Below are 12,402 nucleotides of genomic sequence, written 5' to 3'. Positions count from 1 at the left end.
CCCCTTCACCCCCCAGCGCATCTCCATCGACGACTACGCCTCCACCTGGGTCTTCCCCACCGCCGCCGTGCACCAGGGCACCACCAGCAGCACCACCAGCGCCGAGGAGCAGCTGCCCCTGACCGGCACCTCCACCACCCTGACCCTGCTGCTCAGCGGACCACCACCGGCCACCGGCGTCATCAGCTACCACCACGACCCCGCCGGCTTCGCCCCCACCTGGCGCTACACCCTGCCCACCTGAGAACACCTGCACCGAACCCTCAGGAAAGGCACGGCGAGAGCCTGAACGCCCTACGATGATCACGTGGGACCTGCAACGACACGGTGGTGCTGCACAGTGTGCGGACACCGCTGGAGCACTGACCGCGCCCAGCGATCGCTCACCTGCCCGCGCTGCAGCACCCAGGGCGTGGGCCTTCCTCCGCCCACCAGATCACTGCTGGAGCGCTTTCCCCACATCGCCCAGGAAGCCGAGGGGTGGGACCCGGCAGACGTCTGGGCAGGTGCCAGCACCGCCTTGCCGTGGCGGTGCCCCGACTGTCGCCAGGTCTACTCCATGCAGGTCGCACAGCGCAGCGGACGAGGCAGCGGCTGCGGGGACTGCGCCCCGATGCGCCGCACCATCCCCGGCCCCGGCGAGAGCCTGGCCGAGACCCACCAGGCCGCTGTCCTGGACGTGGCCGGATGGGACCCGCGGCGCTACCGCGCGAACTTCCGCGAAGAGCTGGCCTGGAAGTGCCACTCGTGCGACCACGAATGGAGCGCCAGCCCGAAGGCCTACACCAAGGCCGTCATCCCCTGCGCGGCGTGCCGGGAGCAGCACGCTCACCTGCCCGAGCCGGGCAACTCCATCGCCGGCACCCCCTTCGCCGCCGAAGCCGACGAATGGGACCCCAGCCGCATCGCCCAAGGCTCCAACCGCAAGCTGCCGTGGAAATGGACGCGCGGGCACACCTGGAACGCCAAGCCGATCAACCGCACCCGGCACTCCCAGCAGTGCCCCGAATGTCGCCGACTGCCGCCAGCAGGCACGTCGCTGGCCGAGACCCACCGCGACATCGCCACCCAGATCATCGGAGTCGACCCGCGGCGCTACAGCGCCGGCTCCAGCAAGCGGTGCATGTGGCACGACCCGAGCTGCGGACACACCTGGGGTCCCATCGCCATCAGCACCCGCACCCGCGGCGCCGGCTGCGGCGTGTGCGCCGGCAAGACAGTGGTGCCCGGGGTCAACGACCTGGCCAGCATCGCCCCGAGCCTGGCCGCCGAGGCCCACGGCTGGGATCCCGGCACCGTCCACCCGGGAAGCAAGAAGAACCGGACGTGGAAGTGCTCGACGTGCCCGCGCGTGTGGGACACCGCCCCCGCCTGGCGCATGCGCGGCAGCGGCTGCTCCAGCTGCGCCGAGCGGGGCTTCCAGGTCACCAAGCGCGGCTACCTCTACATGATCACCGACTCCGCCGCCACGCTCGACGCGGACCTACCCGTGACGCCCCAGGAGGGCTCCTACCTCAAGATCGGCATCACCAACGACCTCGCCGCCCGGCTCGGCACCCACGCCGGCACCGGCTTGCGCACGGTGCTGGACATCCGCGCCCACGACGACGGCGCGGCGATCCTCGAGCTGGAACGGTGCTTGAAAGCCGCCGCCGCCAAGCACGGCTGGGCCACAGCCAAGGAAGCAGGCCACCCCGCCTTCGACGGCTACACCGAGACCTTCACCGTCACCAGCGCCATTGCCAGCGCCATCACTGGCGCCGTCAACGCCAGCGTCAGCGAGGCGCTCGCGACGCCACCGCACTGGGAAATCCCCCGCCTCGCCGCCGCGCTGGAGGTCGAGCACATCACCTACTGGCCCTCACAGGCCACCCCTACCCCCAGCGCTGCTACCACCAGCACTGCCACCACTGGCGCCCGACCCACCGCCGCCGTACCCACCGCCACGCAAAGGGCACGGGTGACGCTCGGGCAGTTCGAGCACGTCCCCCTCGCACCCCGACTGCTGCACCGGCGCAATCCTAGGCGCGGCAAAGCACGCCTTACCGGCAGCGAGCCCGTCGGGCTGCGCCCGGGTCCCTTCAGCGCACCGGGTGAGGACCCGCGACTGCCCTGGAGCGCAGGGCGCAGCGCCCTGGACGACTTCATCGCGCACCACGAACACGCTCTGGTTCCCGTCGACCACGTGCAAGACGGCTTCCCGCTGGGGCGCTGGGTGCTCAAGCAACGCCAGGCCTTCCGGCGCGACAAGCTCTCCGACGATCAGGTGCGTGACCTGGCGGGCCTGCCGCACTGGGCCTGGAACGTCCACGACGCGGCCTGGTGGACGGCGTTCCGCGCCCTGCGAGCAGCCATCGAGAAGACCAACAGCGCCAAGCTGCCCGGGAACCACACCATCGACGGGATCAACCTGTCCAATTGGTGCTCCATGCAACGCCGCAAGCACCGCGACGGCAAGATGCCGCAGGACAGGACCGAAGCCCTCTCGAAGCTGCCGGGCTGGTCCTGGACCATGCGACCCAGCACACCCCGCCAGCACTAGAGAAAGTCGATTAGTATGAAATCAGCCCATGCACGCCCACAGGCCGCAGCTCGCGGCTAAACACGAGACCTTGCCGAGGGTTCACAGCGGAAGTCGATCGTCGCCTGACGATTGCTGTTCAAAGAACCTCTACGAAAATAAGCCACTCGACCTCAGCCCCTCCAGAAGGATGACATGATTGCGGCTATCTTCGGCCTCCTCGGTGTTCTCGTCGGAGGCCTCATCCAACTCGCGTCGCAGTGGATGGCCGGTTACCAGAAGAGAAGCCTCGACAACACGCGGATCGATCTTTTGCAGAAGATGCTGAACGATGACAGGCACTCCTGGCGGAAGTTGGAAACCTGTTCGCGCGTGATAGGAGCCGACAGGGAAACCACGATCGAACTCCTCATCCGAGCGGGCGCTCGCGCCTCCGAGCGCGAGGGAGAGGAGAACATCTGGGGGCTGGTCTCGAAGCACCCGTTCAAGCAGAACTGACCACCTGTTGCGCTCCAGAGCCAGCGTGTGGTTGCTGACATCGCGACCCTAGGCCATGTCTGGTAGATCATGGAACGGGGCGGTTCACTGGTCGACATGCCACAGACCGAGGTGCTCACCGATGCGGCGTGGGCTCGCATCGAGCCGATGCTGCCCTCGACGAAGCCGCAGCGTGGTGGTCGCTGGCGCGATCACCGACAGGTGATCGAGGCGATCGCGTGGAAGTACCGCACCGGCTCGCCGTGGCGAGAGCTGCCCGAGCGGTACGGGCCCTGGCAGACCGCCTACTACCGCCTGACCCGGTGGGCTGCGGACGGCACGTGGCAGCGGCTGCTGGAAGCGGTGCAGGCCGATGCAGACGCTGCCGGGGAACTGGACTGGCTGGTCGCGGTGGACTCCACGCTGGTACGCGTGCACCAGCACGGCGCCAACACCAGCCGGAGCGCACCCCCGGGGGGCTCACCTGGTCCGGACGGCGATCGCCGGAGCCGATCGACCACGCGATCGGCCGCTCCCGCGGTGGGCTGACGACCAAGACCCACCTGGCCGTCGACGGGCTGGGCAGGCCGCTGGCGATCGTGCTGACGGCTGGAAACGTCAATGACACCACCGTCTTCGCCGCCGTGCTGAGCGAGATCCGCGTGGTTCGCAGCGGCCGGGGTCGACCGCGCACCCGCCCACGGCAAGTGGTCGCGGACAAGGGCTACAGCTCGCGCGCCAACCGGCGCTTGCTCGCCGCCAGGGGCATCGCGGCCACGATTCCCGAACGCGCCGACCAGCTCGCCAACCGCCGCGCCCGTGGCAGTTCGGGCGGGCGCCCTTACTGCTTCGAGGCGCACACCTACCGCCGGCGCAACGTCGTCGAGCGGGCCTTCAACCGCCTCAAGCAGTGGCGCGGTATCGCTACCCGCTACGACAAGCACGCTCGTCACTACCGTGCCGGGCTGTTGCTGGCCTCGCTGCTGCTCTGGCTCAAGTGAAGATTCGTCAGACGTGGCCTAGGCCGCGGCTGGGGTGGTTGAGCCCGATCGATCGCGAGACCGTCACGGCCTTGCGGGACCAGCCTGGCTGCGTGGGGAAGCTGGCGCCGGATGGTGCCTCAGACCCGCACGCGGGTCTGCTCGAGTTCAGCGGGTTCGGTGACGAGCTCGTCGGCGCCGCCGGTCTGCGCGCGGTGGAGGACGCTCATGTGGCCGCATCACCTGATCACGCCGCACCTGATCACGCCGCACCTGATCACGCCGCACCTGATCACGCCGCAGGAGCGATTCGTTGAGCTGACCGATTTGTGCAGGACTCTTGCCTGCCGTCACCGAGCGTTCCAAGATGTCCTTCCCGGGTTGACGGCACCACGGCGCCGGCGCTCGCTTGATCGCTTCCACGGGACGGGGTGGGCATGCCTGCGGACGCCTACGGGCCAGAACACGATCGGCACACCTTCGCGGCCACCGCGCCACGCGTGGAGAACGAGACGTACCTCGGCAACCGCCTCACGTACCACGAGATGGAGGCCAAGCTCGACGACCGCATCGCGCTGTCCGACCTCACCCGGGCTTTGGCGGTCCCGGCGGTCGGTGCTGTGGTGGTGTTCGTGGTCTCCTTCCTCATCGGTATGGCCAGGATCTACTTCCAAGCGGCTTCCTCCCTGATCACCGGGGACGCGCCCAGCATCTTCGGGCTCTTCTTCTCCAGCATCTTCTGGGCGTTCTTCTGGTCGCTGATCGCCTTCGTCATCCTCCTGCTGTACTGCCGGGCCGACGTGCCGATCAGCGAGTGGTCCCTGGTGATCGACAGCAAGGCCAAGGCAGCGGAGAGCGCGTACACCCGCATCATCCAGGTGCTGCGCGATCGCCGCCTGCCCCTGGACGTCGAGGCCCGTCGCCTGAGCGTCAGGGGACACGGGGTGCGCAACTACCTCATGCTGCACCAGGGCAAGGACACCGGGTACATCTCGGTGCACCCCTACGGGACGGGGCTGTTCTTGGGGTGGATGCTGTGGCGGCGACGCAACGCGGCATCGCTGGTGCTGACCTTCATCGCCCAGAGCTTCACGTACGAGACACCGATGGACCGGTTCCTGCGGCTGAACGACACCCGTGCCTTTCGCGAGGCCGTGCACAACGCCGTGCGGGAGGGGATCGACATCGCCGACCGCGACATCGACCTCCCCCTGCAGGCGACCCTCGGGCACGACGTTCGCATCGACGTGCGGCACACGCCGCGCCGCAAGGCGCCGCGCATCGTCGGCCAGCCCGTCGAGCCGCCCGCTGAGGCGGCCTCGCCGTCGGCACAGCGGTGATGCACGAGGAGCCGTCCGCAGACGGTCTGGTGCACGTGGAGTCCCAGGGGGACCACTGGGTGAGCTTCGCCGTGCAGGTGACAGCCGCCGCTGACCTCACCGAGATGCAGGAGTACGCAGAGCTGCCCGGTGAGCAGGAGCGGCGCCGCAAGGCGCTGGAGGCCGACACCAGCTTCCTGCGCTCGCTGCTGGGCGCCTTCGACTGCACTTTTGAGCTGCGGTGGCTGCGACCGGATAGCGCCGACGTGCTGGAGCTGTTCCTGCTGGGCCGCGTGGTGGCCGGCTCCCGCTCGCAGGCTACGGCCCGCGCCGCCACGATGCGCCGGCGCCTGGCCGACCTGCCCCGGCACGTGCACGGGCAGGAGGTGCTCGACGACACCGTCGTCCGCCGGGCCTGCCACCCCTTCGACCCGCACCCACGGGGAGCGGTGGAGGTGCGCAAGCGGGTCGTCACCGCCTCGCCGCAGCGGCCCGATGCCGAAGTGGCCTACCTGCTGGCCGTCCAGCCGTGGAACGTCGCACCCAGCAGCTGGGGGCAGCTCACCTCCGCCCTGCGGCGCCATCCGCATCCCATCACGCTGTCGATCGCACTGGAGCCGGTGGATGTCGACCCCGGCTTCTCCCGGATGCTGGAGAGCATCACCACGACGATGACCCGGCTGGCCCGCGACGGTGAGCACCGACCGGGCACGCTGTACTGGGGCGCGGTGAAGCTGACCCCCGACGCCTTCGCCGTCGATGCCGAACCCGCCTACACCGCCGCGGTGCGGCGCTACCGGGGCCCATGCTTCCGGCTGCGCATCAGCCTCGCCTCGCCCTTTCCCATCGACGACGCGCTGGCTCAGCTGGTGGGAGCGACGATCAGCCCGCCGGAGTCCTCGGCCGGGCGCAGCCACCTCAGCGAGCAGTTCGCCGGCGCCGCCTACACCGTTGAGCGCCCCAGCACCGCGCATGCTTTCCATGCCTTCAGTGACGACCTGGCCAGCCTGTCCCTGACACCGTGGGGCGGGGACGCGGTGTGGAGCCGCCCGGATGCACCACCGGCCGCCCTGAAGGGCCTGGTCGACCTGGTCGACAGCGCCGAGGCCGCCGCAGCCTTCCGGCTGCCCGCGGCGGCCAACGGCCACCTGCCCGGGTTCCCCGTGCTGCGCCCTGGACTGGCGAACGAGGTCGGGTGGAACCCCTCCGAGCGCTCGATCACCCTGGGACGCCAGTTGCTCAACGGTCAGCCGGCCGGTGACATCGGCATCGACGTTGACGCCTTGACCAGGCACGCCTTCGTCGTGGGCACCGTCGGATCCGGCAAGACCAACACCGTCCTGACGATGCTGCGCCAACTGCGCGCCCCCCACATCAAGGTGCCCTTCACCGTGATCGAGCCGGTGAACGCCGACCACGACGACTACCGCTGGCTCATGACGCAACCCGACTTCGAGGACCTCATCGTCCTCACCCCGGGCAACGAAAGGCTCGCGCCCTTTCGCCTGAACCCCTTCGAAGTACCGGCCGGTGTCGGGATCGGTGCCCACGCAGCCGCGTTGCTGCAGTGCTTCGACGCCGCCTACGGCTTGTGGGACCCCCTGCCCTACATCTTCACCCGCGCGCTGAAGGCGACTTACCTCAAGCGCGGTCTCCTCCCGCAGGACGTGGCCGAAGCAGACATGACCTGGCCCACCCTCACCGACTTCGTCACCTGCATGGAGGAAGTCACCGACAAGTTGAAGTACTCGGGTGAGACCCGGGACAACATCCTCGCCGCCTCCCGCCTGCGCGCCGAAGCGCTGCGGGAAGGTGCGTGCGGACCGACGCTCGACTGCGCCCGCGGCTACCCGATCAGCCTGCTGCTCGAGCGGCCGGTGATCATCGAACTGGCCGCGATCGGAGACAACGACAAAGAGCGGGCCCTGGTCAGTTCGTTCATCCTCCTGAGCATGACCGAGCACTACAAGGCCAACCGCCCCGTCTCACAGCGCCTGGAGCACGTCACCGTCATCGAGGAAGCGCACCGGCTGCTGCGCAGAGATGTCCGCCAGGACGGCGACACCAAAGGCGGCGACGCCCGCGCACAAGCCGCCGAGGCGTTCGCCAACACGCTCGCGGAGAACCGCAAGTATGGCGAAGGCATGATCATAGTCGAGCAGGACCCAGCCAAGCTCGTCCCCGACGCGTACAAGAACACCAATCTGAAGGTGCTGCACCGCCTGCCCACTGAAGAGGATCGCCAGCTCATCGGTGGCACCATGCGGCTTAACTCGGATCAAGAGCGCCACGCTGCCTCGCTGGAGCAGATGACGACACTGATCTTCCACGACACCCTTGATCAAGCTGCGCTCGTACGCAGTGACAACCTGCGCAAGACCGCCGCAGCGTTCGCCGATAGCGACGACGCGCCGATGCCCACCCGGGACCAGGTGCGTCAGCGGTTCCTGCGGTTCGCCGAAGCTGAAGCTGCGGTGTCCGAGGCGCTAGCGCCGTACCCGGGGTGCGCAGGGTGCCTGCACAAGTGCCAGTACCGGGCGCGTGCCGATGCCCTCGTCACGGAAGAGCTCTGTGCTTCGTTCAGGCAGATGAGCGAGGCAGGTGACAAGTTCGGCACTTGGTGGACCGACCTTGATGCGCTCCTCTCCGCCGCCGAGCGCCCGCTTACAGCTCGAGGAACAGACATCGTCGACGCTCGAGCGTGCTTCCTCCTGCACCTCGCACGAGAGTCGTACGACAACTTCGAGCAAGGCGCGGGTGAGCTGACAGAGGCCTATCGACGGTGGGGTAGGACAGTCATGCCCTCTACCGTCTGACGTTACGAGGAATCCGCATGTGCCCTCGCAGCGAGTCGCGCAAATACGAGTGTTCGACCGAGCACTTGGCGCCAGGGGCATCTGGACATGAGCACGTTGATGACGGCGCTGGCCGGACGGGGTCGAGCCCCGAGATGGTGGCCGAACTCGCGCGCCGCGACGGCGAAGATGCGAAGAGCGTTGCAAGGGAGGCGGTCGCAGCACGTCGTGAGGCGCCAGCTTGGATGAGGGCTGGGCACTATCCACAGGCGCAGTTGAATCCTGCCACCGGTGCCGCGGAGCACACAGCATCAGTTGCCCAAGGAGCTGCTGAGCGTACGGTCGCGGCGGCAGCGGAGCATGACGGCACTGCGCTGTCGTCGACGATCGAGATGCCTAACGGCTCTACAGAACCTGCCGCCAGCGCACGGCATCCTCAAGGCACGGATGGGCACCACACTGACACTCCTGCGCTGCCGGCTGTCGGGCACGACATCAGTCAACCTAAGTCAGCATCGGATTCCCTGAATACTGGAAAAGCTCGTATCGAAGAGTCGAAGCTGAAGACGCCAGAGCCACCGTCCCGATCGGTTTCAGAGGTTCGGTCAGACGCCAAGGCTAAGATCTACGATGATCGAGCATCGCAGATGAAAGGTGTCGATGAGTCGGCCCGCGTCACTGCGGACCTGGAACAGGAGCACGCCAAGGGTGCGGACGCCGTCGACCATTCTCGCAAACGTGCGGAGGCCATTCAGCAGGAGCACCACCAGCAGACGCAGGAACGCCTTCGCAGCGGCTTGCATGATCAACAGCCTCGGTACGCTGAGACTCCAGTGGGAACACCACGGCTGACCGCGGCAGACTTTCATCAAGCTCGGCACGCGGAGGATTTGCCACCGTGGACGACGTTCGAGGTGTCCGGTGAAGGGGTCTACCTTACCGACGGAGGCGGACAGGTACGTCGTCACTACGTGCCCTGGGAAGTGCACAGAGGTGATGTCGTCGAGTACATGAAGAGCGTCGAGCGTCTACCGGGGTGTCAGATCTGGCCGGAGGACGTCTACCCGTCCGTGTGGAGAACCGATGCTTCTGGCGAGCTTGCCGTGACCACCCTGTCCGGATCAGGAGTTCCGCGCAGGAAGTTGAGCGGACCTCGTGATCATGTCGGGCGGCACCTCGTGACGTTCGAGGACGGGAGTGTCATTGTGCAGCAGCAAGGGTGGAACCCACTCTTACGAAGGCCCCCGGCGAATGCGACGATTCACCTCGATCCTCCTGAGGGGTTGTCGGGGTCCGCGACTTACCGGACTGACCGGTTAGGACGGGTAGTGCAAGTGCAGGTTGATCAGCTGCACCTCGTGGATCGACCAGCCGGCTCGCTGACCAAGCGGAGACATCTGCGCCACGGCCGCGAGCAGCGCAGGTGGGGCCAAGGCTACGACGGAGGGCACCTCGTTGGTACTCAGTTCTTTGGGGCCGGCGAGAGGCTAAACCTCGCGCCGATGCCTCGGCGCATGAATCGTGCGGTGGCAGGTTATAAAAATTGGCGTTCGCTTGAGTCGACGTGGGAGAAGCACCTCAGGAGGGGAGGCACGGTCGAGGTAATGATAGAGATTTCTTACGCAGGCGAGACGGAGATTCCCAAAACGATCCTCGTCAGGTACAAGCTCGACGGAGTGGCGCAAACGCCCGTGCCTTTCAAGAAATTTTACACGCGTAGACCGAGTACTGCGCCTCTGCTGAGCGGCAAGCCGCGTACACCAAGTTCCGGACGGAGGAAGGGCCGCACCCGGTAGTGAGCCTCTTTCATTCCGATGACGAGCGAGCTCGCGAACAAAGCAAGTGAAGCCTCTAGTAGGACGGGGGTTGTCGAGCTCCTCCGCACCACCAGGGTGCTTCACGTGCTGACCTGCCCGTCCGGCGTGCATGAGGGGGTACCACCCGCGCGGGAGAGCCACCCGCGCGTTGACCCTGCTGGCCAACGCGCTGCATCGGCGTCAGGAGCGCATCGGCTCCCCCTAGCGAAAGCCGTAGCCGGGTTGGCAGGGGCTGCTGATGCTGGCCCACCTGCTCAAGGGTGAGCGCTACGCGGGCCTGGCCGTCGGCGTCATCGCCGCCAGCACGGCCAGGAACTCGTGCTCATAGTCCTCCACGGCGTGGAAGGTGCTCCCGGTGCACCGTGTGCGATTCTGACGCCGGCGGCCAGGCCCGCGTAGCGCTCACCCTTGCGCGGGTGCGCCAGCATCAGCAGCGCCTGCCGGCCTGGCGTCAGCTTCCGCCACGGGGAGCCGATGCGCTGTCGGCACTGGCGCAGCGACTCGGCCAACAGGCTCAGGGCGTGGGTGACTCCTTCTGCACGCGGGTAGTACTCCCGCAGGCCGACAGGCAGGTAGGCAGGCCGGGTAAGACAGCATGCGAAGCCCCTGGTGGTATGAACGATTTCGGCAATCACTGGTCCACCAGAGATTTCGCTCGCACTGCCTGGAACCGTGCTGCCCAGCGAGATAGAAAAGGATCGATGAAGTTTTAGGAGACGACCCATTTTTGGTTATAGGGATCTCCTCCCAGCCATGACCCCCACCACCTCCAGTACGGTTGAGTGGACTCAGGCGCAGGGCTAGGAGCGGTCTTGTAGGCCTTTGTGGGATCTTCTGGTACCAGGAAGTGCTTCACGTCGTCGCCGATTCCTGCGGTAATTTTGAGTTGCCAAGTGACGGCATCACGAGAACTTGTCACGGTGAGTCGAAAGATCTGAGAAGCGCCTTCTTGGAGGTTGACGGTGTGGCTGTCGAAGTAGGGTTGGTCGTGGTAGTCGCCGAACTGTTCGAGGCCGACAGGTTGGTCTTCGTCGAGGTTGTAAGCAATGTAGATGGCCTCGTCGGCTCCTTGGCCCTCATAAGCCACATAATCACCACCAGGGGGTGTGGTGCGATCTAAGACTTTGATGCCGACATCGAGAATGCTGACCGGCACCCCTGTTGCTCTCAAGATCAGACGGATCGGCGTCTCTCCGGCATCGTAGCCCCCCATATCGAGTAGGTGGTTGCGCATCAGCGAAAGCCCCTCGACGGCATCAGGTCCTGGGTCGAACCGATCCCAGGCGCCAGGAGCCACACCCATCCAACCACCAGTGAGCATGGCATCGTCGAGCACAGCATCAATTGACAGTTTTGACGGCCCGATTCTAAGAGTTTGGAAAAGCTTGTCTTTTCCCCACGTGTACATGTTGGTGCCCACAGCACTGGCAATGCCTAAGGTCGTGAAGGCTCCGAATCCTGCCGCAATGATCCGGCGTCGTGTCAGCGCAGGACGCAGATGATGTGGTCGAACGCCGTGCTGATCGGTGGGGTAACGCGTCCGAGACGAACGGTTTCTCATGGAATCATTCCAGGTCGCAGATTACTTGAGCGGCATGCGGTGCAATCGTGTATTCTCTAGTTGTACTCGATGTGGTGGCCGCCGGGCCACCAGTTGATGACGCCGCCCTGGAAGATCTGGAATTCCAAATCGGAGCCGAAGGAGCTCAGCGGGCCGGAGATGGGAAAGCCCAGGCGGCTGTTCTCCCAACCTTGGGTAGCCCAGATGTCGCGGATCTGGCCCCACAGGGGGTGGGCGCCGTAGGTGGGCGTCCAGTAGATCGAGCCCCGCTCGAAGTGGTTGTAGGCCCCGCGTGCATTGGGGGTGCGGATCTCACTGGTGGTGGGGAAGCCGAGCAGGTCCTCACCGGGGTACTCGGTGGCGTAGGTGTCGCGGATGTCGCCCTTGAGGGCGTGGGCGCCGCTCCAGGGCGCCCAGTACATCGTGCCGCCCTGGAAGTCTTGGTAGGCGCCACGGAAGGAGCCGGTGTTCTTCTCATCGCTTACCGGGTAGCCGAGGTAGCCGTTCTCCCAGCCCAGCCGCCCCCAGCCCTCGCGGATCGCTCCGCGCACCTCGCGTGCGCCGGTGGTGGGGGAGAAGTAGATGGAGCCGCCTTGGAAGTGGGTGAAGGCGCCGCCGCGCACGGGTGTCTCGCCGGTGGTGGGGTAGCGCAACCATGAGCGTTCGGCACCCAGGGTGCTCCAGCGCTGGCCGATCAGGCCGCGCACGTCCCAGGCGCCGGTGGCCGGGCTCCAGTAGATGGAGCCGCTCTGGAAGTGGGTGAGGCGGCCGGTGTCGTCGGTGGTGGGCAGCTCGCAGGTCAGGTGGGGTCCCAGGACGCCGCCGGCGCCGCCAAGGGTGTTCCATCGCTGCTGGATGGCGCCTTGCACGCAGGGTGCCGGCGGGGGCACCGGGTTGGGCGTAGGAGTCGGTGCAGGGGCCGGCACCGAGGG

10 protein-coding genes and 1 pseudogene are annotated in these 12,402 nt (G+C 66.7%); 8 read left to right on the top strand and 3 right to left on the bottom strand.

What is annotated here, in order from left to right:
- From GTR00_RS05215 to GTR00_RS05190, 7 genes and pseudogenes are all read left to right on the top strand, one after another.
- Positions 1-244 (top strand): hypothetical protein (locus tag GTR00_RS05215; protein WP_166610574.1); only part of this gene is annotated, 244 nt, incomplete at its 5' end.
- A gap of 63 nt (positions 245-307) precedes the next feature.
- A pseudogene (locus GTR00_RS26290) lies at positions 308-601 on the top strand (zinc-ribbon domain-containing protein); the annotation flags it as partial.
- 12 nt (positions 602-613) lie between these two features.
- Positions 614-2,542: a Helicase associated domain protein gene (locus GTR00_RS05210; protein ID WP_240899446.1), complete on the top strand. Its 1,929-nt coding sequence runs from the start codon at positions 614-616 to the stop codon at positions 2,540-2,542.
- A gap of 174 nt (positions 2,543-2,716) precedes the next feature.
- The gene (locus GTR00_RS05205; protein ID WP_166610572.1) at positions 2,717-3,019 is read left to right on the top strand and encodes a hypothetical protein; all 303 of its coding nucleotides are present in this window, start codon (positions 2,717-2,719) and stop codon (positions 3,017-3,019) included.
- 96 nt (positions 3,020-3,115) lie between these two features.
- A protein-coding gene (locus GTR00_RS05200; RefSeq protein WP_407659607.1) for an IS5 family transposase occupies positions 3,116-3,999 on the top strand; the annotation gives its coding sequence in 2 pieces (ribosomal slippage) (positions 3,116-3,460 and positions 3,463-3,999; 882 coding nt in all).
- A gap of 479 nt (positions 4,000-4,478) precedes the next feature.
- Positions 4,479-5,318 carry a hypothetical protein gene (locus tag GTR00_RS05195; RefSeq protein ID WP_166610571.1) on the top strand — a complete coding sequence of 280 codons (840 nt, stop codon included), beginning with the start codon at positions 4,479-4,481 and terminating at the stop codon, positions 5,316-5,318.
- Between the two features lie 59 nt (positions 5,319-5,377).
- Positions 5,378-8,113, top strand: a complete 2,736-nt coding sequence (locus GTR00_RS05190; protein WP_166610570.1) for an ATP-binding protein — start codon at positions 5,378-5,380, stop codon at positions 8,111-8,113.
- A gap of 584 nt (positions 8,114-8,697) precedes the next feature.
- On the opposite strand, the gene GTR00_RS23505 is transcribed toward GTR00_RS05190, so the two are convergent.
- Positions 8,698-8,901, bottom strand: a complete 204-nt coding sequence (locus GTR00_RS23505; RefSeq protein WP_240899445.1) for a hypothetical protein — start codon at positions 8,899-8,901, stop codon at positions 8,698-8,700.
- Positions 8,902-9,102: 201 nt separating this feature from the next.
- Between GTR00_RS23505 and GTR00_RS26285 the strand changes: the two genes are divergently transcribed.
- The gene (locus GTR00_RS26285; RefSeq protein WP_407659609.1) at positions 9,103-9,888 is read left to right on the top strand and encodes a DNA/RNA non-specific endonuclease; all 786 of its coding nucleotides are present in this window, start codon (positions 9,103-9,105) and stop codon (positions 9,886-9,888) included.
- Positions 9,889-10,618: 730 nt separating this feature from the next.
- Here the strand turns inward: GTR00_RS26285 and GTR00_RS05180 are convergent.
- Positions 10,619-11,329: a hypothetical protein gene (locus GTR00_RS05180; protein WP_166610568.1), complete on the bottom strand. Its 711-nt coding sequence runs from the start codon at positions 11,327-11,329 to the stop codon at positions 10,619-10,621.
- Between the two features lie 197 nt (positions 11,330-11,526).
- On the bottom strand, positions 11,527-12,402 hold an 876-nt coding region (locus GTR00_RS05175; RefSeq protein ID WP_240899444.1), incomplete at its 5' end, for an LGFP repeat-containing protein.

The sequence above is a fragment of the Kineococcus indalonis genome (assembly GCF_009906395.1).
In the GTDB taxonomy this organism is placed as follows: domain Bacteria; phylum Actinomycetota; class Actinomycetes; order Actinomycetales; family Kineococcaceae; genus Kineococcus; species Kineococcus indalonis.
Note: the sequence above shows the minus strand (reverse complement) of the source record. Positions and strands in the feature narration are given on the sequence as shown.